We start from the raw sequence: 23,348 nt of genomic DNA, 5'->3' as shown, positions 1-23,348 counted from the left end.
AAGTGTCGCGATCGCGGATGTGGATCCGGTCGGGGTCACCCTCGATCCGAGTATGCCCCCGCCGCAGGCCTCTACTGCTGGCGGCGAGGTGTGGCCCGTTCCCACCAGTCGATCGTCTCGCCGTCGGCCGCGAGCCTTTCCAGGGCCCGCGCGGTGAACTCGATCTGGACGCCGGACCCGGACCAGCAGAACTTCCACAAATTCTGGGCCGCGCGGTGGTAGTGGTGCAGGGCCTCATCGACGGTGTCGGCGTCGGCGTCGCCGGCCCGGTAGCGGTCGACCTCGGCGGCGACATGCTCGATCAGTTCACCCAGTCGAGCCTCGTGGTAGGCGGCGACCAGCGCCCGATCGGCTCGCCGCTGCGCCTTGGTGCTCACGGGGATCGACGGTACCGACGTCGGGGCCTTCCCGGGTGTGGACCGGCCAGCGATCGAGCACTTTCCGAATCCTCGACACCGAAGGGATGAACAGCTCCATCACACCGCTCGCAACGCCCACGCCCACGCCCACGCCCACAAACTCGCAGTCGCGAGAACCGACGGCGGGGCAACGCCCGCATGAACCGCCGGGCGACGGCTTGTGCCCTGCCGCTGACAATCCACAGGCCCGGATCCTCCACCGGACCCGGACCAGCCGGCCCCGGCGACACGTCCGAGCTCCCCGGCATACTCACACCTCAACCACCCGCAACCACACACCGAGAGAAGGCGCCGCCATGATCAGTTGGACCCTCACCACCACCACCGCCGAAGACGACATGACCACCCAGACCGGTGCCGCCCTCGACCTCCGCACCGCAGCCACCGAACTGATCGACGCCGCCAGGGCATCCGTCATCGAGTGCGCCGCCGCACACCGGCCCGTCTACACACTCACCCTCGACGGCGACTGGTTCACCTCGATCGTCACCGGCGAAACCCCCAGCGGCGCACCCGACCGCGACCTCGCCCTCGACCGACTCGCCGACATCGAAAACGAACTCGTCGGCCGCGACCGCGTCACCGACCCGAACTAACCGGCACCATGAGCAGCACGGGCGCGGCCGAGCACGGACAAGGAACAGCCGTACCCCAGCCGCCCACGTAAGGAGAACCCGCGCGGTCCCCCGGCCGCCCTCGCGACCACGGCGATCTCGTGACCCGACAGGCCCGACCCGAGGCTTCTTGCAGGGCTGGCGCGCCGTAGGAGAACGCGGGGATGGCTCGGGATCTTCCTGCCGCCCGACCGGCCGGAGGGTTCATGTCTTCGAACCACCAATGATCGAAACAGAACGGTGGGAGAGCCCCTCGGCGATCGCTGGCTGGACCCGCAAGCGGATCGACGATCGGTGCAGACGAGTAAGTGCCAAGCACCTTGGTGCCCCTGGCGATCGGCGCGGTGTTCGCCTCGACGCATTCGTTCTTCGCCGCCTTCGCCGCGCTGTCCGCCGGGCCACTACTGGGCGCCATCATTCTCTACTTCGTCAGAGAGGGCGGCCGACGGGACTCGAACTAAGAGTTAGAGTCCACACCGGAGAACGTAGAAGACTCCGAGGCGGTTCAAATAGAAGAATCCAGCCGCTGATCTCAGCCAGGAGGCCACTGAACAACGCCTGGAGTGGGGCGGGAAGAACGCCGACAAGGCCGTCTGTGCGGCAGAGTCAGACCTTTGTGGTCGACAACGTGGCCGTTCTTCCCGCCGATTCCTGTGTGGTAGGACAAGACGAATTTCTGTCAGCCGGCCGTCGGAGGCCGCACACGCGTCAGCTCTCAAGTTCAGAGCGCTTGTCCCATAGCCCGTAGCGCCCACGTCGACTACCTCTGAACACGCGCGGATGCGCGACCTGGCACGGCGGCCAACCCTGCCACTGCCGCCGTCACCGCCAACGAACTCCCACACGTGGGAGAGAAACCCCCGATCGGCACTGACCCGTGGACAGTGTCACGGAGCGTCATCCCATCGACGGTCTGTACTCGTCCGAGCGCAGCAACCCCCGCACATACGCGGCCTCCACGACCGCGGTGATGCCGTCGAGCTGGGCCACCTGCCTGGCGGTGGCCGTCCCAACCTGGCGGTACGGCGGGGTCGGCGATAGCTGTGCGTGGTTGCGAATCACGAACAGTGCTGAGGGAGTCGGTCACTGGAAGAGTTCCTTCGATTGTGCGGCACGGGCGTCCGCTCGAGGTACGGCTCGTGCGGACGCCGTGTGCGGTGCGGGCTAGAGGTTCGGGAGCGCCGATGCCAGGAAGATCACGCCCGCGACGATGCCGAAGACCCCGGCGAGCATTCCCAGCAACGCCTTCAGTGATGCGGACTCGTTGTCCTGGACGTCCGGCTGCCGGGCAGCGACGATGCCTGCGACGACTGCGCCCACACCGAGGGCGACACCGACTCCGAACGCCCAGAACGTGACGATGGACAGCGCACCGAGCATGATCGCCGTATCGGACAGATACGGGCCCAACAGCTTCGGGGCTTTGCGTACCCACAGCTTCTCGCGCAGATCACGCGCAGCGTCGGATATATGCGGATGCACGGTATGGGGCATGATCCTCCTTCACTCACTCGACCAGGGCGGCAGGCGTCGGTGGGGCACCGAGCCGCGGTCACATACCGAGGGACCCGCGGCGCGGACTCCGGGCCCCGACGGCAACAGCTCAGTCACCACATCGACGACACTCATGGTGGCGACCGTCGACAGCGGAGGCATGATCGATTGATGCTCGCGCCCAGCATAACTCGGCGTGCCTGTCACTTCGGCACCACATAATTTAGCACTGCGGCCATGAGAGTGCTAGTCGAGAGATGTCCTCACGTAATCAGTCGGCGAATCATCGCCGAGCCCGCAGAAATGCTGGCACTCATCAAAAGGTGAATGCTAATTTGGTCAGTGCACAGTGGCCGCGCCCGCGTCGTGGGGCGCGTGGCTCGAGGGGAGGTGTACTGCTGTGCGCGAAAATAATCGAGATATTCCCGATGTCGACGAGCGAGGCACCGAAGCTCCGCTCCCGATCGACGAGCCGGTTCGCTGGCCGGAGCCGAGTCCGTTGACGGATTGGTGGCGCCAGGTGCTCTTCGGCGATCGGACCGCGACGACATGACGCCCGGGCGGCGCCCAGTGAGCGGACCAGAGTGTGTGTTTCGGTGCAACCGATGTGATCGACCGTTTCGATCGCGCGAGGGCCATCGATCCATTGCCGCCGCTGTGGCCCGGCTGAACGGGTGGGTCACCGGCGAGACCGTTCTCTGTCCGGGATGTGCCACGTCGGCCGCGGCAGCCCTGCGAAGGGATCCCGTTGCCAGTTGAGAGCCTCAGCTGTGCCTGTCCGTAGTCGCGGTGGTCAATAACGGGCTGCCCCGCCCATATCGGCGGGACCTCTGCGGGATGTCGTACCCGCCGAACCGGGATGGGTACAGGTCCTGGGCCGCCGTAGTCCTATGCCACCGTGGTGGTGTGCCGCGGTTCGTCCAGAGACAGGTGGTGCGGTCGCACTGGGCACGCCGGTGCTCGTCACGCAGTACCGCGTAGGCGGCCAGCACCTTCTGGAGTTGCTCACCGGCACCGGGCGGCGCCGTTACGAGTGTCGGGATACAGCCCGTGCAGATTGCGGCGATAAGCGCGGGTGATCTCGGCCTGCGGCGCGGACGGGCGCAGACCCAGGACCTGGTAGTAGGTTTTCCCGGCAACCATCGTCGGCGTGTCCATGAATAAGCGCGCTCCGGACGGTCCGCCGTGGCGCCGGAGCGCGCTCCTGTGTTGGGAGGAACCGTGTCGAGCGGGTTCACGGGTGAGCCTGGTTTTCGCCGGCTCGGCCGTGCACCGGACCGTTGCTGCCGGTCGGTCGGTGCCAGTGCCGGATACGGCTCACGGAAGGCTCGACACAGGTGTTCCCCATCCTCGAATGAGCCGTGGACGGGCAACGGTCGCGTCGACGAGAGCGCTGGGAGTGCGCATTTTTTGAGACAAGTGACGGCATCGATCGATGCCCGCCGACGGCATGAGACATGGTATTCGACTGTCAGTGTGAAATCACCGGCTTCGTTCTTAAGATCCTTGTGGTCACCACCGCGGAAAGCAGGCGAGCTCTGCTCCGCCCGCGCTTGGAGGCGAACGTTGCTTGGCCCGGATCTCCCCCACCGGTGCAGGGGCAGGACCCCACGATGCGTCCCAGTCGGGGTGGGGGTGCGCCGCATCGGTGCACCTGCAGCCCACCTGTTCGAGCAGGACAACGGGCCGCGGCGTGAGCGCATCGGCGAGAATGCGATCCGAATCGGCCACGAACATCGCATACTCAAGCTCGTGCCACGGCCACACCTCACACTCGGTCGGCTCGAGATCCGTGGGAGCAAATTCCACCCATGCCATCGTCATCACCCCCTTCCCACAGCTGGGTGGCATCAGGCGTTGATTGCCTGCTGGTGCCCGTTTCCACTGATTTCGATCTTGCGCGGCTTCGCCTCCTCCGCAACCGGAATCGTCAACCGCAGCACGCCGGCGTCGTAGTTCGCCTCGATCTTGTCGGTGTCGAGGTTCTCCCCCAGAAACAACTGCCGGCTGAACACACCCCGCGGCCGCTCCGAGGCCACCATCCCCTTGTTCTCGTCCAGGACGGGACGTTCGGCGCGCACGGTCACCACATTGCGTTCGACGTCGAGATCGAGGGAGTCCACCTCGACCCCGGGGAGGTCGAACTCGACGACGAACCGGTCGCCGTCGCGCCAGGCGTCGAGCGGCATCACCGCCGGCCGGGCCGCGGTGCCGAGAACCTGCTGGGCGAGTCGTTCCAGATCGCGGAACGGATCGGTGCGCATCAACATCATGACCACCTCCAGAAGAATCTCAAACTGTGACAGCTAACCTGCGGCAGATACTGCAGATTTAGTACAACAGCCGTCGTAGAACATGACAAGAAGGAAGACGAGAAAATTCCCGATTGGAGGCCCGTGATGAGTGCCGAATCGCCCAGCATGGCGCTAGCGCACGGGGATTCGAATGCTCCGTCCCGGCGGACGCTATACGGGATCTCCGTCGCCGCCGAACTCTCCGGGTTCGGAATCTCCGCCCTGCGCCTGTACGAGCAGTACGGTCTTGTCACCCCCACTCGCACCAATGGCGGCACCCGCCGCTACAGCGACTACGACATCGCCCGGCTGCGCCGGATCCCCGAACTGATCGACGACGGCGTCAACCCGGTCGGCATCGGACAAATCCTCGACCTCGAACACCGCACCGGGCAAACTCTCCCGAGACAACACCCGCCTGAGCACCGACAACGACCGCCTCACCGCAGACAACACCCCGGCTCAGCACAGACAACGACCAACTCCGAGCGAAGAACGGACACCGCCGATGACACCCCACCCCTTCGAAGACGTGCCTGATGCTGACCGCCTTGAACAGACCCGACTCGTGGTCGACAGTGATGACATCGACGACTTCTCGTCCATCGAACCGGGCAGTTGGGACACCCCCTACACCGACCGCATCGAACAAGCCATCGAAGTGCCGCTCGACGACGGCTACGAGGTCCTCCCCCACTGACCTGGCCCCCGGCTGCCGGCCAGTAGTCGGTCGCGACGCCAGTGCACCGAGGTCCGATACCACGCAGAGCGCGTCCCCAATCCTTCTTGCCCTTCGTAACGGCAGCAACGAATCCAATGATGCTGGCGGCCAAGCAAACCGCTGCGGACGCAGCGAGCAGCACAGGGCGCCTATTCCACGTCCCGATGACTGGTCGTCAGCATTGCCTGGTCTACCCCGGCGCGGCATCGCCCTCCATCACGACACCAGCCGGGGCTGCTCCTTCCGTTCCCGACGGGGTTGGCAGCCCGCCGAGTCGGTGCGAGTGTGCCTGGATGACCGGCCGGGTATCGCGTCGGCATGGGGATGGACGTCGGCGGCTGTGCATACCGCGGAGGCGGGATTGGTCGGTGGCACTAGCTTTCCTATAGCATTTACTACATATCTGGGTGGTGTAATGCAACCGCAACACGAGGATCGTCAGGGTGTCCCGAACCCGAGCAGGGAGTCGAGGCAATGAATGATGAAACACTTGTCGCACTGAAGCACTACGAATACCTGATCCGGGATCACGGCTGCGAACACGTCCACCTCATCTGGCACACCGACTCCGTGGTCTACGGGCCCGACGGCTGCTCGGACATCGACATGCTCACCCGCCCCGGTTTCACCCCGGCGACCGAATGCTTCACGCGCATCGACTGAGTGCACCCGGCGCCGTGCGGTCGCGGACTTCGAGCGGTACTACGCCCGGTCGGTTACCGACGCGGGCCGGATCGGCCAGCCGCCGTGTCAGCGCCGCCCGGCGCACCGACCGGGAGCACTCCCGAAGGTGTTTCGCCGTCGCGTAACGCCACGGCCCCCCACCGGAAGTGGCTGGCGATGCTGCCCGACCCGTTCACCGCCGCCGACCAGGACGCCGGCTACCGCTACGACCTGTCGGTAGCCGATCAGAGTAGACGGGCTCGCTGCCCCGGCTGCCAACTCCGGAGCATCGAGCAGCGGCGCAGCGATCCTCGCCGGCAGATGCACCGTTGTGAAGACGAACGGAACACCGTGATGAGTCGCCGAAACGAGACCGAGTAGAGCAGATCGGTGTCGAGGCGCGGCCGACTCGCGGCCCGGACATCGACGTGGCGGTGCAGCGGCGCCACGATCTCCATCACGGTGTCGAAGGACAAGTTCATCAGGTCCTCGATGGAGCCCAGTTGACGCAGGTACCGGCCACCCAGAGCCCCGCCGATCAGGGGCCAAGCTCTCCGCCGAGCGCGGTGGTGCTGGATCGCCAGCCCATCACCCTGTCCCGGCGGTGGCCTGGATAGAGGTTCCGACCAGACCGTATCGCTGGGGAACCTGAAGCCTCCGAGGAGTCTGGTTGCGGCTCGCCCCATTTCGGCGATTGCATCTTCGGTCGCCACCTCTGCATGCCCGATTACGCAGTTGGTTCCGAGAATCAACGGCCCCTTGGCCAAGTACATCCCTCCGATAGGTCCGGTAACGATGGAGTACGTGCCATTCGGGCTAAAAAGCGGGTTCTCGCCGAAGCGCGGATTGGTGGCTGCTCGGGCTGCGTCGATAAGTAAGCCCTCGAATAGTTCCTCCGCGTCCAGTCGGGGTTCCAGCATCGCCCAGCTCAGGCCAGCTGACCGCAACCTTTCCGCCTGTGCAACAGGAATCCGAACGGAGTGTTCACCACCTACATAGATTTTGTCGGGTTCGCCTATAGGCAGTCCATGTCAAACTCCATGGGCCACTCATCTGAGGATTGTCGCAATGCTCGACTATCGCGTGTTCAGCACACTCCGACCATATGGTCTGGACCTGATGCGATGCTGTGTCTACCACGAGTGCAACCTATAGCAGAGGAGTGTCGAGTAGCGCATGACGATCGGCGACTTGCCAGATTTCATTCCCAGCGATGAGACAGTCCCACCAGATCCCCGCCCATACGATCGGGCCCTCAACATGGCGTGGGCGCGGCTCGCGGCCTGGCCACGCTGCGAGGACCCGTTGTCGACGATGAAGAACACCCGCTTGGCCGACGCGTACGGTTCGGCGGTCATGACTTGGTCGACCAGGCGGGTGAAGGGGTCGATGCCGGTGGACTGCTCGCAGCGCCCGAATACCCAGGCGTGGTGCACGTCGTAGGCGGCCAGATACGCCAGCGCGCCGCGACGACGGTAGTCGTGATTGACCCGCATCGGCCGCCGCGGACCAGCCGGAGCGGTGGCATGGCAGCGGTCACGGGCCTGGATGGAGGGCTTCTCATCGGCGGAGATCACGTACTCGTCCGCACCCCGTGTCCGGTGCCGCGTGGCGAATGTTAACGGTGCGCCGTCACAAGTGTGGGCATACAGGTCGAGCACGCGGGTGGCTTTGACCTCGAAGTCGGGATCGCGCATGAAGATCCACGTCTGGTGTTACCAGGGCGTGAGTGCGTCCTGGGTGAGCCAGCGTCGCACCGTCGACACCGAGGACGCCGATTCCATCGGCGAGCAACTGGCGGGCCAGCTCCGACACGCTCCACCTCAAGAGCGGCAGCCCATGCGCGGCGGGCAATTCGCGCGCCCACCGATTCACTCGGGCCGCCTCGGTGGGCGTGTACCTCGGCGAACGCCCCGAACCGGGCGCATCCGCGAGTGCTCCGATGCCCTTCGCGCAGAACCGGACCGCCATTTGCGGGTGGTGTCGACACAGATACCGAGCTCGTCGGCGATGGGCGCGTTCGCCGCGCCGTCGGCGGCCAGCAACACGATCAATGCGCGCAACACGTCCTTCTGCGGGGTGTTGCCGGCCCGCACCCGCCGCTCAAGTTCGGCACGGTCCGGCTCGCCCAACACGATTCGGTACCGGCTGGCCATCACCATGGCAGCACCAACGGATCACAGTCGTCCGAGAACTCCAGGAAGTCCGTCAAACACGGACTCATCATTCGATATATAGCCGTTTCGGTTACTCGGAATATCCCTCTTTCATCATCTGTTCCCGCGAGCGGCGGCGAGCATGCTGTCAACATCGACGAACTTAACTCTGGATCGTTGACGAGTACCGGCAGCTGCCTTCTCCGCCTTGTCTATCCGAGTCCAGCCATCGAAATCGACGACGTTTGGCTGCCGTTCACGTACTAGTGAAACGAGAGCAGCCTGATCCTGCACAGGTGTGACAAGTTGCGCCTTCTCGAAGTCTGCAAGCAGTGCCTCGACTGTGTCCGCTGCGCACTTCTTGTTTGTTCCGATCACACCCGAAGGACCTCGCTTTATCCACCCTGTTGCATACACTCCCGTGACGACATCGCCTGTTTCAGGGTCTATGACGCGGCCGCCGGTGTTTGGGAATGTACCGCGTGCTTCGTCGAAGGGCACGCCCGCGATTGCGGTGCCGCGGTAACCGATCGATCGCAAGACCAATCCCCCCTCGATGGTCTCGAACTGATCAGATGCCTCGGGGCGCAGTGATCCATCACTATCCTCCGTGAGTACGTTGCGTACGACCCGGACACCGGCCACACGCTCCTCGCCTAGTATTTCGACAGGGGACTCGAGGTAGCGGAACACGATTCTTCTTTTCGCATCTTTCAGGCGGGCGCTCGACATCTCATGGGCAAGCTCAGCCTTGATTCGGACCGAGGGCTCGGCCTCGCCCGAATCGATCCACCGCTGGCTGTGTGGATCGAGGTCGGCGTGTGCAGAGTCAATGACGATATCGACGTCGGGAAGTGATCTCAGAGCAAGGAACTCCGGGGTCGTGTAGGCGGCCTGCGCGGGCCCTCGTCGTCCAACAATCACGACCTCTCGGATGTTGCTGTTACGCAATGCCGCAATCGCGTGATCCGCGACATCGGTCAGGTCGAGCTGATCAACGTCCGAAACAAGGATGCGGGCGACGTCCAGAGCCACGTTTCCGTTGCCGATGACTACCGCACGCTCGCTCGACAGATCGAACTGGCGATTGGCGTAGTCAGGGTGGCCGTTATACCACGCAACAAACTCTGTTGCCGCATACGAGCCGGGCAGATCCTCACCGGGCACGCCCAGATGCCGGTCACTCAATGCACCGACAGCGTAGATCACCGCATGATGGTGGCGAAGAAGTTCGTCATGGCTGAGATGCTTGCCTGCCTCGACTCCCAGGTGCAGCTGGTAGCCCTGCATAGTACCCATGGATCGGAAGACATCGGTAATGGCTTTTGTCCCCGGGTGATCCGGGGCAACTCCGGATCGGATCAGTCCATAAGGCGTGAGAAGGCGGTCGAACATGTTCACCTCCACGCCACGGCGCCTAAGCAGCTCTCCCGCCGCGTAGCTGCCAGCAGGGCCCGAACCGACGATGGCGACGCGCAAGGATGAGAAGTCAAACTCCTTCTTCGGCGAATTCGGCTGCGCAGCACCGCCAGAACCGATCGGGTACTTGGTGTAGAACGACGCGTTGATATCCAGGTACGGCCTGGCGTCGTCCTCGAGATCGTCGCTGGAGACGATGGCGTCCACCGGGCATTCGAAGACACACGCTGCACAATCGATGCACGACGCGGGATCGATGTACAGCATTTCCGTAGTCATGAACGGCGCCTCATCGGGCGTCGGATGAATGCAGTCGACCGGGCAGACAGCGACGCATGACGCATCGTTGCAGCAGGCCTGCGTGATTACATAAGTCATTTCCTGCTCACTCTGTTGCGATCGGACGCTGACAGACTCGGGGGATGACTTGGCCACCGGTTTCGATGATCGCCCCGTTTCGTACCGTCCATTTCTTCGGATCGTGAGGAGGGAACACCTCAAGCGCCAGCAATACGGGACACACAGCGATGCCCGACCCCGCCCGCTGTCCGCCCAGCACGAGGACGATAATGGGGACCCACCTCAACCATGTTTGGCATTGTCCTACTGTCCACGACTTTGATTCGTCTGTCTCCGACCAAATTCGGACTAGAAGGAGATGACACCCCGCATGGTGCGACCTGCGAGCATGTCTTCATAGCCGACGTTCACCTCGTCCAAGGAGTACCTCGTGGTGACGAGCTCATCGAGCTTGAGCTTGCCATTGCGATACAGATCCAAGAACCGAGGAATGTCAGCTCGGGGATTCGCTGAACCGAACAGCGAACCGCGAAGCTGCTTTTCGTACAGAACAAGGTCGAGCGCACTCATATTCACCTGAGTCTCCGTGACGGGATGAAGGTTGGTCACCACGACACGTCCACGTTTGCCGGCCATCGCCAAACTCATGCCGATCTGGTCACCGGACCCCACGCCCATGGCGTTGACGATGACATCGGCCATCTTCCCGCGTGTCAGTTCGCTGACCAGGGCCGTGGCCTCCTCGCTGGTAGCGACAGCATGAGTTGCGCCGAGTTCGATTGCTTTTGTTCGTTTGAACTCGACCGGATCGACGACCACGAGGTGCTCCGCACCGGCAAGGGCCGCGCCCTGTACGGCGTTGATCCCGATGCCACCCGCACCGACCACCACCACTGTGTCGCCCGCGCCGACCTCGCCGGTATTGACGGCAGCACCCCACCCGGTGATCACGCCACACCCAAGGAGGCAGGCGGTGTCGAGCGGGACGTCGTCATCGATCTTGATGCAGTTGGCTTCGCTCGCGACCGTATGCTCGGCGAAAGTTCCCAGCAAGCACATCAACCCCAAGTCCTGACCACGTCCGTGATGACGTGCTGTGTGATCGAAAATCTGGGTCCCGGTGCCGAGATATGCTCCCAGCTCGCAGAGATTCTGCATTCCGGCCGAGCACGCGGCACACCGCCCGCACGCCGGGATGAATCCGAAAATGATCCGATCCCCAGCTCTCAGCCCTTCGACGCCGGGGCCGACCTCCTCGACCGTTCCTGCACCCTCGTGGCCGCCGATCATCGGCAATGGCCACGGCAGATCTCCGGATCGGACGTGCTCGTCGGAATGGCAGAGGCCACTGCCACCCATCTTCACCAGCACTTCACCGGCCTTCGGCGGGTCCAGCTCGATCTCCTCGACGGTCCATTCCTTTTCACGATCCCACAGGACGGCGGCGCGAGTCTTCATAGCAGATTTCTCCTAGATTCTGATTGGGCTCAACAGATGAGAGGCTCTGTGCTGTCGCAGGTTGCGGATGCGTTTAGGCGGGGGTAGTAGATCGATTGCAGTTGTTGGTAGTTGGCGAGGCCTTCCGGGCCGAATTCGCGTCACAGTCCGCTGGCTTTGCAACGCGGGCCCCCGGTATAACCGAAATCGTTTCTTTCATCACAAGAAACGACCTGCAGCTCGGTTCGGCTCAGACCGACTGGGCGGCAACGGCAAATACGGGTCACGAATCGATCCACATAGAAGTACTTCGACCCGCTGCGCACCTCACGGAATGCGTCTTCCAATGCATCGATCATGACCGGAGGACCGCAGGTGTACACGTGACACGAATTCAAGAACTCGCGAGACAGACCCGAAAGCACACTGGTAACCAGCCCACGAGCACCCGTCCAGTCCGAGTCCGGTGACTCCTGCGATAGGACCGGCTGAAATGCGAACGATCCCGTCCACGACGTACTGAGATCGTCTATCTCGTTCAGGCAGTAGAGATCCTGCTGTGCTCTCGCACCGAACACCAATACAGCTTCGCGATCGCAACCGTGTCGACTGGCTTCCTCCAGCAGCGCCTTGATCGGAGCCAACTCACTGCCGCCTGCTACGCACAGTATCGGCGATTCCGATGGACGAAGCCACAAGTCGCCAAAGGGACCCGCCACGCTGAGCTCTGTTCCCACCCTATCCGCGGAGAACAACCAATCCGTGAACTCTCCACCGGGAACGTGGCGCACATAGAACGTCACCCTTCGGTGGTCGACGTCGGACTGGGCCTCGGCGAAGGAGTACGATCGTGGACCCGTAACGTCGGCGAGTCGCAGTTCGGCATATTGACTCGCCGAATATTCCAAGTCACTGTCGAATGTGACAACGATTTCCGTGACGTCGTGCATCAACGATCGCTGAGCCGAGATAGTGCCTTGCGCGGTGACCAACTGATGGTCCGGCATCTCACTGAGGCCGGCGACATCCAAGTCGAGGGACGTGCGTGCGACACTCTGGCAGCAGAGGATATAGCCGTCACTCAGCTCTTCAGCGGTGAGAGCAATTTCGGGATAGACGATTTCGCGAACTCTGCCACGGATGAGTTTGGATTTGCAGGTCCCGCACGTACCCACAGTGCAACTGTAGGGGAAGGGGATACCGGCGGCCAGAGCCTCGTTCAGGATCGACTCCGTACCCGGCGCTTCGAACACTCTTCCTGTCGGGGATATCGTGACGGTGCGCGGTTCCGACGGCCCGCGGCCACGGCCACGGCCGAAGAAGCGTGCCATGTTCATCTTCCCTTCTCGTCCGGTGAATGGGTTGTGCGCAACGGGCTGAGATTTCGGTCAACGGTCACCCGCGGCAAGGAACCCAGCCACGAGCTGGTTGAACTCTGCCGAATGCTCGATCTGGGACCAGTGACCGCATCGTCCCAACATGTGCAGCCGTGCATCGGGTATCAGCTCGAAAAGACGATGAGACGTCGCTGCAGGGATAACTTCGTCCTCGCGTCCATGCACGATCAACGTGGGGCATGCAATGGCGCGGATGGCGTCGTCGTCTGTCACCATCGCGTCGAGGCAGCGTTGACGGGGAGCAGGAAACATTGCGGCGTACGACTCGTGGAACCCTGGCTGGATACTGGCCCGGTATCTCGCGGCGGCGAGGTCGTCATCGATCAAAGCACGGTTATACGTGAAATAGTCCAACACGCGGCGCATCCCTTCCACCGACGGCTCATAACCCCACACCTCCTCAAGGCCGGCCGTGATCTCGAACGGCACACCCACACTGCCCATCAAGACCAAACGTTGGACCCGGTCTCGATGTTTAGTCGCTATTCTCAGGGCGAGGGCACCCCCGAAGCTGTTACCGACCAATGAATAGCTGTCAAGGCCCATTGCATCCACGAAATCCTCGACCTGCCCGACCCAGGTATCCATCACATAGTGGTGCCCGTCCGGTCGCTCGGTGTAGCCGAACCCGACAAGGTCCGGAGCCAAGACCCGGCGCGTGGCTGAAAGGGTCGGTATGGTCAGCCGCCAGTTCGCGTACCCGGACACACCGGGTCCCGAGCCGTGTAACAGGACCACCGGCGTGCCGCCACCGTCGCCGGCGTCGAGGTAGTTCGTGGTGATTCCACCGACGACGATGTGCGCGCCGATGGCTGGATCAGACGTGTGGAGGTCGGTATGTGTCATCTCAGGATGCTCCTACTGCTACTGCTGCTGTTGCTGCTGCTGCTGCTTTGGCGAGATCTAGCGCGGCGTCGACGATCATGTCTTCCTGGCCACCGACAAGTCAGCGCCGCCGGACCTCCAAAGAGGATGTCTCGGGTGTCGAGACGGTACGTAGATGCAGCTTTCTCGGCGTGCCGCAGAAAGCTTGAGTACACGCTCGTACCTGAACGTGAGGGGTTTCCCGGTCGACCTGGACGGCGCGGTTCTGTAGCGGGCGGACGAGGTCGTCGGCGGCATCCTGCAACGCAAAAAGGTCGCAGTTGTGCTGTCACCCGGAAATGTTTGCCACGATCGACGCCGAGCTGGGACTGCACATTTGGATTGGTCAGCCCAATCTTGCGTCCCCACAATCCGCGGACCAGCCACCAAGCGAGCGTTGATCACTGCGCTCTGCGCGGCATAGGCACCTGCGAATATCGCCCACTGCGAACAAGTCCCGCACCAGCTTGCACGGCACCCGGGAGTTCGACGCGGTACGAGGCGGCGGGCCGCCGAGTCGACGTTGTCTACGGTGGTCAACTCATGCTGCTTCCGCCGTTGACGCTGATGATCTGACCAGTGATGAATCGCGAATCCTCCCGCGCGAGAAACGCCACCGCCGCCGCAATCTCGTCCACCTCTGCCCCCCGGCCCATCGGGATGAGACACGTTGCGTCGTCGAGCACTTTACGAAACCGCGGCCCGATCCGTCCGCCAGCAATAGCCGCGTCGATCTCGTCGGTTCGCGTGTACGACGGCGCGACCACGTTGACCGTGATGCCGTGACGGGCGAATTCGCGGGCCAATCCGGTGGCCAGGGCGTGCACCCCGCCCTTGGCGGCGTTGTATACCGCGTGGTCGGTGAGTCCGTTTCGGACGGACTCGGCACCGATATTGACAATCCGGCCGTAACCCTGGTTCACCATGGACGGGAGCACGGCCAATGTCGAGCGCAGCGTCGTCCACAGGTTCCGGTCGATGGTGGCCTGCAGAGTTTCCTCGGTGTGCTCCAGGGTCGGCGCGATCAGACCACCGCCGGCATTGTTGACGAGGATATCGATCCGCCCGAAGTGGGTTCTGGCCGATTCGATCATCGCCTCGGAAACCCCCGGTGCCGACAGATCACCGGCGAACGTATCCGTGCGGTTCAGAACACCCAACCGGGCACGCGCCTTTTCCAGAAGCTCCACATCCAGTCCTGCCATGACGACCGTGATGCCGTCGTCGAGCAGGCGCTGGGTAATGCCGAATCCGATGCCGGTTGCCGCACCCGTGACTACCGCGACCTGTCGCCGCTCCGTGGTTGTGGTCATAGGATCACGGCGACGTCACTGGCCGGGCGCAGCGCGGTCATGTCGAGTTCGACCCTCTTGGAGCGAATGAGAAGCTGACCGTCGGACAGGACGAGGCGGTAGTGGTAGCGGCCGACGTAGACCGTTTCGCGTCCTGCTCGAAAACGCCACACGGCGAACGACGCTCGCACCGGCAGCTCGTCGCCGACTGGTGCGTCGAGCCGAATGTTGGTGACGAGATGCCGCAGATTGGAGTGCGGGTATTCGCGGTGCGCCTTGCGGCTGTTGAGCCGGTCCACACGCGCCTGCATGCGCATCCGGTTGTCGTCTATCAGCACCAATGCCGACGCCGGGTTGGCGTCCCGGTCATCGGTGCACGGGATCACGTACCGCGCATCATCGGTATACAGGGTTAGCCACGTGTTCAGTTGCCAGTCGTCGAGCAACTCTGCTTCCTGGAAGAGCAGCTCCTCGACGTCGGAGCGGGTCAGCTGCGCCAGTGGCGTGGTAACTACGGTGCTCATCTCTGACCGTCCTTCTGGTCGAGTCTCTTGCCGTCCATCTGGTCGAGTCTCTGGCCGTCCATCTGGTCGCGCCACCGTCTCCAGAAGGCACGCATCTGTTCCTCGTCGGTCGCGAGAGGATCCCGCCCCATTCCGCGCGAGATGTCACTGAATTCGACACCGCCACTGGCGAAACCCTGCTGACAGGATTCGAGGGCCTCGATGTCGTCCGGGGTGGCGAATCCTCCTGGGCCCAGGAATGTGAGGAAGCTGTCGAGGCGGCGCTGGCGAACCTCGGGGAGCTCGTCATGGGGTGCCGCCTGCCACCCGGTGATGTCGGTGCTCGTTGCCGACGTCGGCATGAACGTGCGCACCGTCACGGCCATGATGTCGTTGATGATCAAGTTGGGGTAGATCAACAGATTGCGGTTGTGGTCGCACATCACCGCGGCTCGGTCCTCGCCGAACTTCGCGGTCAGGTCGGCGCGGATGGCCGCCATCTCGGTATTGGCCGCTTCACCGAAGATCGATTCCCACTTGGCGATGGGCCGGCCCCACGGTGCCAAATACTCCATGACTGCGTGTCCGTTACCGAGGTCACGGGCCACCCCATTCACGCCCCCTGCCAGATCTGTGCCGAGGTCGGCGAGATATTTGAAATACGTGTCGTGGGTAGGGACGGCGTGATACCCGTCGATGCTGTTCTCCACGAGGAGTTTCCAGTTTGCCTGCATGCCGTATTCGTGGGTCCCGGCCAGTATCTGCAGATCTCCCTGGGCGTCGATCACATAGTCGAGGTACTCTCGTGCACCTGCCAGATACTCGACCAAGTCGATGATGTCGGGGTCGAAGCTGGCGAATACGAACCCTCGGTAGCTTTCCACCCGGGCCACCCGCGCGAGGCCCAGCTGCTCGTAGTCGAGATCGTCCGGGTAGGCATCACGGCCCGGGACGCCGACGAGGTTGCCTTCGCTGCTGAAGGTCCAGGCGTGGTAGAAGCACTGGAAACTCTTGCTGTTTCCACTGTCCTGGCGACATACGACCGCGCCACGGTGTGTGCAGCTGTTGTGAAAGACATTGACCGCTCCGGTCTTGGCTCCCCGCACCATGAAGACCGGCCGACCCCCGACCGGGCGCCGGACGTAGTCACCACGATTGCGGATCTCCGACTCGTGGCCGACGTAGAGCCAGGAGTGGTCGAACACTTTCTTCAACTCCGCTGCGTAGATTTCGGGCGATGTCATCGCTGTGCGATCGACCAGGAATCGTCGTTCGGCCGATTCGTCCAGGACCAAATTCGATCCGTTGAGCTGTGCAGCTTCGATGAGCGGTGTTTCGATCGCGGTCATTCTTTCTCCTCGTATACTGCGAAACATTTGTTGGAGTTGAAGATGTCGGAGGGGACCAGCGTCGACCAACTCAGTGTCAGCCCCAGCTCGGCGACTGCTCCCAGAAGGCAGAACCAATTGAGCATCTCGTGCTGGCCGGCGTCGACGACCTCGCGGCCGGTGATCTGCTGCCAGGTGTCGAAGTCGCCGGCAACCAGGGCGTCGTAGAGGCGCTGGTCGGCGTCGGTGTCGGGACGTATGTGCCAGCCCTTGTCGTGCAGGAATGCGTGTGACCAGCTCGACGAGGCAACCAAAGCGATGCGTTTGTCGGTATCTCGGTACGCGCGGGCAATGGCACGACCAAGGTCGAAGCAGCGCTTGGGGGACGGCCCGACAGGATCGAGTTGCTCCTCGGCGATGTCCGCGAATCGGGCGAAACCGCCACGTCGCGCTATCGCGTGCTCGCCGTAGCAGTTCACCGTGATCGGGACGATCGGATAAGGGAATTCCTGGCCGACGTGGTCGTAGTCGAGAAAGAGTTGGGTGTTCAAGATGGCGTGCGGGAAGTGCGCACCCTCGCGCTTTCGGTAGGAGTAGGCAATATCGAAGCCGTCGTTGATCAGCGTGTCGGTCAGTGAGCGGGACGCATCGACGTCGCCGTGGAGCACGAACGTCGTGTCGTCGGGCAACCCCCAGAAGTTGGGGTTGCCCCGTTCGTTCACCATGGCGAACGGATGGACATCGAGGTCGCTGTACGCCAGCACGCAGAACGGTGGGACGACCTCCTCGCGAAAGTTCTCGTACTGGTCGTCGCCCCACACGATCACCAGATCGGGTTGGAACTCGTCCAGTGCGTCGCGGCACTTCGCGAGATTCTCCCGCAACGCTTTTCGATGGTGTGCGGCTGCGGCTGTCCCGTCGTCGTCGGACCACTCGGCGACCATGGACTCGGGCCAGTTCCCGGGATCCTTCGCCGATGCGGGGATGTCCGGATCTTGCAGCGTCCATCGGAGTATCCCGGCCATGTGTTTGTCGGCGCCGATGATCATGGGGTAGTGGGTAATCCCGAGACCCAGGAATGCGCTCATGCGGGGAACCTCTCTTGCTGTAGGTGGGGTGGCTTTGCGCCGACGTCGGCGCATAATGCCTGGGCGTTGATCCCCTCGAGGCGGCTCCGCAGCTCGGTGTCGAGTCCGTCGAATACAGCTCCAGCCGGGCACTCGCGCGCCGCGAACGGATAATCCGTGCCCAGCACTACGTGACCGGTGCCGAAGCGGCCAACCGCCAACTCGAGACTCGCGACGTCATAGGTCAACGAGTCACACCACAGGCGGCGGGCGCGGGCGCTGGCCAGCTGACTTGCGTCCATGTCTGCGTCGACAAGAAGCTGCCCGCGGTCCAGACGGGGCAGGATAGCCGGGAACGAACCCGCGCCATGGGCGAGCACGATGCGTGCCCCCGGCGCGGCATCGAGTGTTCGTGCCGCGAGGAGCGCAGCGGCGGCAACCGAGGTCTCGAACGGCATACCGAGCCCGAAACCGAACCCGAGCCGCCCGAGCCGCGCATCGAGTGCGCGATCGACGGGGTGAACCAGGATGACCGCCGAGAGCTGGGATGCAGCCTCGAAGAACGGCAGGAAAACGGGGTTCGCCAGCTCCAGATCTCCGACACGAGTGCCGATTTCGACGCCGAGAAAACCCAATTCGTGCACGCATCGAGTCAGTTCCGCGACGGCCCGTGCCGGGTCCTGCATGGGGACCGCACCGAGCGCCAGGAACCGATGCGGCGCCTCGGCGACCATGCCGGCCAGGAAGTCGTTCTGAACCCTCGCGAGCTCGGCTGCGCCATCGGCCGGCTGCTCATGACACAGTGTCACCGGAATCGGCGACAGGACTTGCACGGCAACACCTTCGGCGTCCATGTCACGTAGACGCGCGGACGGTGACCAACACCGCTCGTCGATCTCGCGATAGGCCCGACCGTCGACGATCATCCGCGCCGTTCGAGTTCCCGTGCGCTCGATGGACGGGAAGGAGCCGCCGTACACCGAACCGACGTCGGGTAGATCCGGATCGATGGCATGAGTATGCACATCGAACCGACCAGGACGAAGGCCAGCCAGCCGCTCAGTCCATGCAGACCCTGGCATCAGAACCCCTTGCGTATTGCGACCCTAGATCCCAGGCCGAGGAAACAGTGGCGTAGCTCACTTTCATGCTCTAAGTTATCCATTGTGCATGCACAAAGCAAGACCACCGTGAGCCCGGATTCGAGTCCCCGCCGCTCACGAGCGGAGGTCGTCGCAGGTCAACTGGAAGATGAGATACTTGGTGGCCATCTTGCGGTAGGCACGCACCTGGGCCGCCGAGCCGAATTAATGGACAGGTTTGGTATCAGTCCGACGATCGCCAACGAAGCCTTGAGGATTCTGCGGGATTCCGGACTCGTGAGCGTCCGGCCCGGTAACCGCGGCGGCATTTTCGTTGCCAGCCAACCACCACAGATAAGGCTGGGTGCGACCGACTTCTGGTTCACCGAAGGTGGTCCCGCACCAGGTGACTTGTTCGAGGCACGCGTACATCTGGAAACCGTACTCACGCCAATCGCATTCGATCGGGCGACAACCGAGGACGTCACCTCGATGCGCACGGAGCTGTCTCGTATGGAACGCGCCGTGGATCCGTGCGATTTTTTCGTCGCTGTCATGCAAGTGCATCGCACGATGGTGACCGCCGCGCGCGTTCCGGTGTTGGACAGCATGCATCAGGCAATCGTTGCTTTGCTCACGGCCCGGCTCACCCGCGCAGTGTTCGTTCCCGGTTACGAAGAGGTACTGCGACACAGCGTGTTCGTCCACGTCGCGATGGTCGATGCAATTGCCGAGCGCAATCGGGAGGCATTCGACAAGGCGATCGTTCTGCACAGTGCGGATCTCGTGCGGGAGGGCAAGCGTGCCTGCGAGTAGAAGGTGAGGCCCTCCCGAACATCAGGCTTGTAAATGGTCGAATCATCGTGTAGCACAATGCTTGTCACAACAAAAACGATCAGAAACGGAACGAACGGGAGATTCGATGTTTGCACTTCGGTACTACATAACGTCAGGGACGGTCGCCGCCGCGATCGCGGGGCTGGCGCTCGGCGGATCGTGGGCCTGGATCGGGATCGGGACGTTCCCGATCCTGATGACACTGGACATACTCCTGCCGCCCGATCACAAGTCCCGTCGTGTCACTGTTCCAGTTCTTGCCGAAATTCCTCTGTTCCTCCACCTGCCGCTGATGATCGCACTATGGGCCTTGTTCATCGACCGGCTGGGAGAGTGGACCGGTGGCGCATCCGGCGCCATGAATGGGTTGCAAGTCCTCGGTATGGCGCTCTCCGTCGGCTGGATCGGAGCGGTGCCCAACCTGCCCATCGCCCACGAGCTCATGCACAGGCGCCATTGGTTTCCGGTCGCCCTGTCCAAGGTGTACGGGACGGTCTACCTCGATCCCAACCGCGACGTCGGACACAAATTGACTCACCACCTCGATCTGTGCACCGCTGCCGACAGTGACACACCCCCTCGCGGGCAGGTGATCTACTCCTTCCTCTGGACAGCGTCATACGGCGCATGGAAGGACGGTGTGCTCACCAGCTTGCGTTCGCTCCGCAAGCGGGACATGTCGATCTTTCACCCGCGCAACGCCGTGTACGTCGAACTCGGTCTCATCATTGCACTGTGCACAACCGTCGTTGTGTTCGCTGGGTGGACCGGGCTAGCAGTCGCGTTCTCTGCGATGGTGCTGTCCAAACTACTGGCCGAGGGCTTCAACTACTTGCAGCATTACGGCATGGTCCGGGTGCCCGGTTCACCCATCCAGCTGCACCACGCATGGAACCACCTCGGCGCAGTTATTCGCCCCCTCGGTATGGAGATCACCACTCACATTGATCACCATTTCGACAGCAAGCACCGCTTCTACGAACTTGCGCCGCGCACGGACGGAGCACAGATGCCCAGCGCATTCCTATGCTTCGCCTGCGCATTGGTGCCGCCAGTGTGGTTCGCCACCATCGCCAAGCCGCGACTGCGTCATTGGGATCAGACGTTCGCATCGCCCGCCGAACAGGAGTTGGCCATGGCCGCTAATCGGCGGGCCGGCTGGCCGGAATGGGTTTCCGTCGATGCAACTGGCACCGCTACGCACGAATCAGCCCGGTAAACCTGCACCCACCGACTAAAGAGCTCGTCTCATGTGGGAAGTTTCTTGAAGCAGCTTAGTGCGGCGGCGAGGTGGAGGAATGGGCGAAATGTGCGTCGCAGCGCTCGTACCGGATGGTCATCCGACGGTAGCCGGTGCGCCAGGCGATGGTGGTCGGCAGGTAACCCCGAACGAGGGCGGCAGATGACGCCAGGCGCGTCCGCACCGGTGAGCACGTACACGATCGCGGTCAACACGGCACGATCACCCACCGGCGCACTGCCACCTCCCTGCGGGCGTGCGGCGAATCGCGGAATCGGCAGTTCGGCCGTCTCCCACAACGCATCCGGCACCCCGATCGCAGTGACAACTCATCTGCCACGGACCAGATTATGTCTCACACGCCACTTCATCCACATGAGAAAACACGCTCTAAAATACTGCAACGGCACTTATGCCGAGCGCCCTCGGGTTCGGTAATGGCAGACGCGGGCCTGATGTTGTCGGCGTCTACGCCAGCGTGACCAGAGCAAGACGTGATCGTCGGGGTGGGCGTGGCGGAGGATCAGATGCACGAGTAGCCGCCGGATCTCGGGTAGCGTGTATCCGATCATACCCTGTTCGGTGACACCGATTCCCCTTTAATAGCTTCGGTTTTCGTACCGGCGAGCCAGGCGAGGGCGAGCATCGGCAAGGTGGTGTGCGTGTACCAGGCGCGGTAGGTCCGCACCTGGTAGTGGCCGAGAACGAGGCCGGCCTCGTTCTCGGTCTGCTGGAAGCATTCCTCGATCCGCCGCGACTCGGCGACGGTGGCGAGTTCGGTGAGAGCGGTGCGGCCTGGCCCGGAGCAGATGTAGTAGGCGATCTCGGTGGGGTCCGAGAGGGATCGGCGGGCGAGCAGCCAGTGCCCACGCCCCGGTGCCCAGGCGATCCCGATCGGCACCCGCACCGGGCGCCGTCGCCGGCGGAGATGCGGCGCCACTGCTTCGCCGGGACCGCGGCGATGATCTCGCCTGCCCGGCCGGTGCGACCGGTGGTGGTGAACACGTCGTCGTTGCGCCGGGCGGCCAGCACGTACGACACATCGTGTTGTTCGTGCCAGACCGTAGGTATTTGACCTGACCGTAGGATCCATCGGCGGTCACCACGAAAACGGCACCCGCGCCGCGAGTGCGCGTTCGATCACGTGCTGCGCCAGAGCAGTTTTGGTCGCGAACTCGACGTCGTCAGCGTTCCGTCACTGCCACACCGCGTGGCCACACCACACGGTATCGAGCGGCAGCCGAGTTAACTTCCGTAGTTTTCCCGGATGTTCGTGGGCGGCCGTGGATCGTTGAATGGTGGAACACGATCTGTCGCCGCACTGTTGAGCACGCACACGAAGCCGTGTCGAACAGTGGATCGACAGGAACCGGAGGTTGTGATGGTGCTGCCAAACCTCGTTGCGGCAGAAGAGGACACCTACAGCCGCGTGCTGTGCGATCAGCACGACGGAGTGTTGCGCGTGACGTTGAATCGGACCACTGCGCTCAATGCCATCAATGCGACCATGGCCAAGCGGCTACAGCAGCTGTGGTCGCTGGTTCGGGACGACGCGAGCATCCACTCGATCATCGTGTCCGCGGCTGGTGTCGAAGCATTCTGCATGGGGTTCGACGCAGAAGACCCGCCCCAGCCACTTTCCTGCGGCGGCAACGCCCTGGGATGGGAAGCTTTTGCCATCAGCCCGAAGGAATGCGGCGTCGACAAACACCTGATCGTGACCGTGAACGGCATCGCCTGTCGAGAATCATTCCGATTCTTGCGTGATGCCGATGTCGTCGTCGCGTCCAGCAACGCCTCCTTCTTCGAGCCGCCTCGTTTCACCCCTGCAGATGATGTGAGCAACAGGGAGGGTGGATTGCCAGCAGGACTTCGCACGATCTGCGCCACAAACCCGACCGTGCACAACCCTGTGACGGCATTACAAGCGCACCATGCGGGCCTGGTTCACGAAGTGGTCCCGCTGGCGTCGCTGCGAGGTACCGCCGAACGCCTTGCCCACAGGGCATGACCGTCGACTCCTGACCCCTTACTTCCCCAGACTGCAATCTTCTACGGAAGACACCGCGCATGACTGTCACGACGATAGGGAGTTCCAGCCACACGATCGACGTAGACGGCATCACGACGCACTATCACAAGGCAGGACCCGGCTATCGCCCGATAACACGACTGGGCCTCCGTGTTCCGGCACGTCCTCGTCCTCCACTGCGAGGACATT

The 23,348-nt window shown here is 62.9% G+C and carries 25 protein-coding genes and 6 pseudogenes; 8 read left to right on the top strand and 23 right to left on the bottom strand.

The window, feature by feature from the left end; translation table 11 throughout:
- Positions 1 to 71: 71 nt before the first annotated feature.
- The gene (locus JWS13_RS02140; RefSeq protein WP_206004170.1) at positions 72 to 377 is read right to left on the bottom strand and encodes a hypothetical protein; all 306 of its coding nucleotides are present in this window, start codon (positions 375 to 377) and stop codon (positions 72 to 74) included.
- Between the two features lie 338 nt (positions 378 to 715).
- Between JWS13_RS02140 and JWS13_RS02135 the strand changes: the two genes are divergently transcribed.
- Together JWS13_RS02135 and JWS13_RS02130 are read left to right on the top strand one after the other, a co-directional pair.
- Positions 716 to 1,015 (top strand): hypothetical protein, encoded by a 300-nt coding sequence (locus JWS13_RS02135; RefSeq protein WP_206004168.1) that lies wholly within the window; start codon positions 716 to 718, stop codon positions 1,013 to 1,015.
- A 326-nt stretch (positions 1,016 to 1,341) separates the two neighbouring features.
- Positions 1,342 to 1,494 (top strand): hypothetical protein, encoded by a 153-nt coding sequence (locus JWS13_RS02130; protein WP_206004167.1) that lies wholly within the window; start codon positions 1,342 to 1,344, stop codon positions 1,492 to 1,494.
- A 436-nt stretch (positions 1,495 to 1,930) separates the two neighbouring features.
- On the opposite strand, the gene JWS13_RS02125 is transcribed toward JWS13_RS02130, so the two are convergent.
- The 5 genes from JWS13_RS02125 to JWS13_RS02110 form a co-directional block, all read right to left on the bottom strand.
- The gene (locus JWS13_RS02125) at positions 1,931 to 2,095 is read right to left on the bottom strand and encodes a hypothetical protein (protein WP_206004165.1); all 165 of its coding nucleotides are present in this window, start codon (positions 2,093 to 2,095) and stop codon (positions 1,931 to 1,933) included.
- A gap of 102 nt (positions 2,096 to 2,197) precedes the next feature.
- Positions 2,198 to 2,527 carry a hypothetical protein gene (locus JWS13_RS02120; protein WP_241032013.1) on the bottom strand — a complete coding sequence of 110 codons (330 nt, stop codon included), beginning with the start codon at positions 2,525 to 2,527 and terminating at the stop codon, positions 2,198 to 2,200.
- A 1,005-nt stretch (positions 2,528 to 3,532) separates the two neighbouring features.
- The gene (locus JWS13_RS45300) at positions 3,533 to 3,685 is read right to left on the bottom strand and encodes a J domain-containing protein (RefSeq protein ID WP_241032012.1); all 153 of its coding nucleotides are present in this window, start codon (positions 3,683 to 3,685) and stop codon (positions 3,533 to 3,535) included.
- 354 nt (positions 3,686 to 4,039) lie between these two features.
- The gene (locus JWS13_RS45295) at positions 4,040 to 4,345 is read right to left on the bottom strand and encodes a hypothetical protein (RefSeq protein ID WP_241032011.1); all 306 of its coding nucleotides are present in this window, start codon (positions 4,343 to 4,345) and stop codon (positions 4,040 to 4,042) included.
- 32 nt (positions 4,346 to 4,377) lie between these two features.
- The gene (locus tag JWS13_RS02110; RefSeq protein WP_206004269.1) at positions 4,378 to 4,797 is read right to left on the bottom strand and encodes an Hsp20/alpha crystallin family protein; all 420 of its coding nucleotides are present in this window, start codon (positions 4,795 to 4,797) and stop codon (positions 4,378 to 4,380) included.
- 129 nt (positions 4,798 to 4,926) lie between these two features.
- Between JWS13_RS02110 and JWS13_RS45290 the strand changes: the two are divergent.
- The 3 genes and pseudogenes from JWS13_RS45290 to JWS13_RS02100 all read left to right on the top strand — a co-directional run.
- Positions 4,927 to 5,284 (top strand): annotated as a pseudogene (locus JWS13_RS45290) (MerR family transcriptional regulator); the annotation flags it as partial.
- A 105-nt stretch (positions 5,285 to 5,389) separates the two neighbouring features.
- A complete protein-coding gene (locus JWS13_RS45915; protein ID WP_259375203.1) occupies positions 5,390 to 5,521 on the top strand; it encodes a hypothetical protein in 132 nt (43 codons plus the stop codon).
- Between the two features lie 495 nt (positions 5,522 to 6,016).
- Positions 6,017 to 6,205, top strand: a complete 189-nt coding sequence (locus tag JWS13_RS02100) for a hypothetical protein (protein WP_206004163.1) — start codon at positions 6,017 to 6,019, stop codon at positions 6,203 to 6,205.
- 240 nt (positions 6,206 to 6,445) lie between these two features.
- Here JWS13_RS02100 and JWS13_RS45285 read toward each other — a convergent pair.
- From JWS13_RS45285 to JWS13_RS02040, 14 genes and pseudogenes are all read right to left on the bottom strand, one after another.
- Positions 6,446 to 6,726: pseudogene (locus JWS13_RS45285) on the bottom strand (GntR family transcriptional regulator); the annotation flags it as partial.
- Between the two features lie 612 nt (positions 6,727 to 7,338).
- Complete coding sequence (locus JWS13_RS46150) at positions 7,339 to 7,902, bottom strand: hypothetical protein (RefSeq protein ID WP_338050633.1); 564 nt, start codon at positions 7,900 to 7,902, stop codon at positions 7,339 to 7,341.
- Positions 7,838 to 8,176: a helix-turn-helix domain-containing protein gene (locus tag JWS13_RS46145; protein ID WP_338050632.1), complete on the bottom strand. Its 339-nt coding sequence runs from the start codon at positions 8,174 to 8,176 to the stop codon at positions 7,838 to 7,840. Before JWS13_RS46145 ends, JWS13_RS46150 begins: the two co-directional genes overlap by 65 nt.
- Entirely contained in the window at positions 8,077 to 8,367 is a 291-nt protein-coding gene (locus JWS13_RS46140; protein WP_338050631.1) for a helix-turn-helix domain-containing protein, read from the bottom strand. The genes JWS13_RS46145 and JWS13_RS46140 overlap by 100 nt, the downstream gene beginning before the upstream one ends.
- Before the next feature lie 108 nt (positions 8,368 to 8,475).
- Positions 8,476 to 10,158 carry an FAD-dependent oxidoreductase gene (locus JWS13_RS02090; protein ID WP_206004267.1) on the bottom strand — a complete coding sequence of 561 codons (1,683 nt, stop codon included), beginning with the start codon at positions 10,156 to 10,158 and terminating at the stop codon, positions 8,476 to 8,478.
- A 270-nt stretch (positions 10,159 to 10,428) separates the two neighbouring features.
- A complete protein-coding gene (locus JWS13_RS02085; RefSeq protein ID WP_206004161.1) occupies positions 10,429 to 11,538 on the bottom strand; it encodes an NDMA-dependent alcohol dehydrogenase in 1,110 nt (369 codons plus the stop codon).
- A 140-nt stretch (positions 11,539 to 11,678) separates the two neighbouring features.
- Positions 11,679 to 12,848 (bottom strand): 2Fe-2S iron-sulfur cluster-binding protein, encoded by a 1,170-nt coding sequence (locus JWS13_RS02080; RefSeq protein ID WP_206004159.1) that lies wholly within the window; start codon positions 12,846 to 12,848, stop codon positions 11,679 to 11,681.
- Positions 12,849 to 12,905: 57 nt separating this feature from the next.
- A complete protein-coding gene (locus JWS13_RS02075) occupies positions 12,906 to 13,760 on the bottom strand; it encodes an alpha/beta fold hydrolase (RefSeq protein WP_206004157.1) in 855 nt (284 codons plus the stop codon).
- 1 nt (position 13,761) lies between these two features.
- Positions 13,762 to 14,067 (bottom strand): annotated as a pseudogene (locus JWS13_RS45280) (4-hydroxy-2-oxovalerate aldolase); the annotation flags it as partial.
- Positions 14,068 to 14,314: 247 nt separating this feature from the next.
- Positions 14,315 to 15,091 (bottom strand): SDR family NAD(P)-dependent oxidoreductase, encoded by a 777-nt coding sequence (locus JWS13_RS02060; protein ID WP_206004155.1) that lies wholly within the window; start codon positions 15,089 to 15,091, stop codon positions 14,315 to 14,317.
- On the bottom strand, positions 15,088 to 15,594 hold the full coding sequence (locus tag JWS13_RS02055) for an aromatic-ring-hydroxylating dioxygenase subunit beta (RefSeq protein ID WP_206004153.1): 507 nt from the start codon (positions 15,592 to 15,594) through the stop codon (positions 15,088 to 15,090). Before JWS13_RS02055 ends, JWS13_RS02060 begins: the two co-directional genes overlap by 4 nt.
- Entirely contained in the window at positions 15,591 to 16,922 is a 1,332-nt protein-coding gene (locus JWS13_RS02050; RefSeq protein ID WP_206004265.1) for an aromatic ring-hydroxylating oxygenase subunit alpha, read from the bottom strand. Before JWS13_RS02050 ends, JWS13_RS02055 begins: the two co-directional genes overlap by 4 nt.
- Positions 16,919 to 17,989, bottom strand: a complete 1,071-nt coding sequence (locus JWS13_RS02045) for a DODA-type extradiol aromatic ring-opening family dioxygenase (RefSeq protein WP_206004151.1) — start codon at positions 17,987 to 17,989, stop codon at positions 16,919 to 16,921. The genes JWS13_RS02050 and JWS13_RS02045 overlap by 4 nt, the downstream gene beginning before the upstream one ends.
- A complete protein-coding gene (locus JWS13_RS02040; RefSeq protein ID WP_206004149.1) occupies positions 17,986 to 19,050 on the bottom strand; it encodes an amidohydrolase family protein in 1,065 nt (354 codons plus the stop codon). Before JWS13_RS02040 ends, JWS13_RS02045 begins: the two co-directional genes overlap by 4 nt.
- An 84-nt stretch (positions 19,051 to 19,134) precedes the next feature.
- Here JWS13_RS02040 and JWS13_RS02035 point away from each other — a divergent pair, with 84 nt between their 5' ends.
- Together JWS13_RS02035 and JWS13_RS02030 are read left to right on the top strand one after the other, a co-directional pair.
- A complete protein-coding gene (locus JWS13_RS02035) occupies positions 19,135 to 19,866 on the top strand; it encodes a FadR/GntR family transcriptional regulator (RefSeq protein ID WP_241032010.1) in 732 nt (243 codons plus the stop codon).
- Positions 19,867 to 19,972: 106 nt separating this feature from the next.
- Positions 19,973 to 21,106, top strand: a complete 1,134-nt coding sequence (locus JWS13_RS02030; RefSeq protein WP_206004147.1) for an alkane 1-monooxygenase — start codon at positions 19,973 to 19,975, stop codon at positions 21,104 to 21,106.
- Between the two features lie 29 nt (positions 21,107 to 21,135).
- On the opposite strand, the pseudogene JWS13_RS46345 reads toward JWS13_RS02030, so the two are convergent.
- From JWS13_RS46345 to JWS13_RS02020, 3 pseudogenes are all read right to left on the bottom strand, one after another.
- A pseudogene (locus JWS13_RS46345) lies at positions 21,136 to 21,257 on the bottom strand (transposase); the annotation flags it as partial.
- A gap of 8 nt (positions 21,258 to 21,265) precedes the next feature.
- Positions 21,266 to 21,467: pseudogene (locus JWS13_RS02025) on the bottom strand (transposase); the annotation flags it as partial.
- A gap of 228 nt (positions 21,468 to 21,695) precedes the next feature.
- Positions 21,696 to 22,313, bottom strand: a pseudogene (locus JWS13_RS02020) (IS701 family transposase); the annotation flags it as partial.
- A 195-nt stretch (positions 22,314 to 22,508) separates the two neighbouring features.
- Here JWS13_RS02020 and JWS13_RS02015 point away from each other — a divergent pair.
- Entirely contained in the window at positions 22,509 to 23,138 is a 630-nt protein-coding gene (locus JWS13_RS02015) for an enoyl-CoA hydratase/isomerase family protein (protein WP_005254541.1), read from the top strand.
- Positions 23,139 to 23,348: the final 210 nt, after the last annotated feature.

Source organism: Rhodococcus pseudokoreensis, assembly GCF_017068395.1.
GTDB classification, from domain to species: Bacteria; Actinomycetota; Actinomycetes; order Mycobacteriales; family Mycobacteriaceae; genus Rhodococcus_F; species Rhodococcus_F pseudokoreensis.
This window is presented reverse-complemented; position numbering and strand designations above follow the sequence as displayed.

Coding starts and splice junctions, on each gene's coding strand:
- JWS13_RS02135 (WP_206004168.1), top strand. CDS start 716: ATGATCAGTTGGACCCTCACCACCACCACCGCCGAAGACGACATGACC.
- JWS13_RS02120 (WP_241032013.1), bottom strand. CDS start 2,527: ATGCCCCATACCGTGCATCCGCATATATCCGACGCTGCGCGTGATCTG.
- JWS13_RS02080 (WP_206004159.1), bottom strand. CDS start 12,848: ATGGCACGCTTCTTCGGCCGTGGCCGTGGCCGCGGGCCGTCGGAACCG.
- JWS13_RS02075 (WP_206004157.1), bottom strand. CDS start 13,760: ATGACACATACCGACCTCCACACGTCTGATCCAGCCATCGGCGCGCAC.
- JWS13_RS46150 (WP_338050633.1), bottom strand. CDS start 7,902: ATGCGCGATCCCGACTTCGAGGTCAAAGCCACCCGCGTGCTCGACCTG.
- JWS13_RS02085 (WP_206004161.1), bottom strand. CDS start 11,538: ATGAAGACTCGCGCCGCCGTCCTGTGGGATCGTGAAAAGGAATGGACC.
- JWS13_RS46140 (WP_338050631.1), bottom strand. CDS start 8,367: ATGGTGATGGCCAGCCGGTACCGAATCGTGTTGGGCGAGCCGGACCGT.
- JWS13_RS02040 (WP_206004149.1), bottom strand. CDS start 19,050: ATGCCAGGGTCTGCATGGACTGAGCGGCTGGCTGGCCTTCGTCCTGGT.
- JWS13_RS02045 (WP_206004151.1), bottom strand. CDS start 17,989: ATGAGCGCATTCCTGGGTCTCGGGATTACCCACTACCCCATGATCATC.
- JWS13_RS45300 (WP_241032012.1), bottom strand. CDS start 3,685: ATGGACACGCCGACGATGGTTGCCGGGAAAACCTACTACCAGGTCCTG.
- JWS13_RS45295 (WP_241032011.1), bottom strand. CDS start 4,345: ATGGCATGGGTGGAATTTGCTCCCACGGATCTCGAGCCGACCGAGTGT.
- JWS13_RS02100 (WP_206004163.1), top strand. CDS start 6,017: ATGAATGATGAAACACTTGTCGCACTGAAGCACTACGAATACCTGATC.
- JWS13_RS02030 (WP_206004147.1), top strand. CDS start 19,973: ATGTTTGCACTTCGGTACTACATAACGTCAGGGACGGTCGCCGCCGCG.
- JWS13_RS02055 (WP_206004153.1), bottom strand. CDS start 15,594: ATGAGCACCGTAGTTACCACGCCACTGGCGCAGCTGACCCGCTCCGAC.
- JWS13_RS02060 (WP_206004155.1), bottom strand. CDS start 15,091: ATGACCACAACCACGGAGCGGCGACAGGTCGCGGTAGTCACGGGTGCG.
- JWS13_RS02090 (WP_206004267.1), bottom strand. CDS start 10,158: ATGACTTATGTAATCACGCAGGCCTGCTGCAACGATGCGTCATGCGTC.
- JWS13_RS02015 (WP_005254541.1), top strand. CDS start 22,509: ATGGTGCTGCCAAACCTCGTTGCGGCAGAAGAGGACACCTACAGCCGC.
- JWS13_RS46145 (WP_338050632.1), bottom strand. CDS start 8,176: ATGGCGGTCCGGTTCTGCGCGAAGGGCATCGGAGCACTCGCGGATGCG.
- JWS13_RS02050 (WP_206004265.1), bottom strand. CDS start 16,922: ATGACCGCGATCGAAACACCGCTCATCGAAGCTGCACAGCTCAACGGA.
- JWS13_RS02110 (WP_206004269.1), bottom strand. CDS start 4,797: ATGTTGATGCGCACCGATCCGTTCCGCGATCTGGAACGACTCGCCCAG.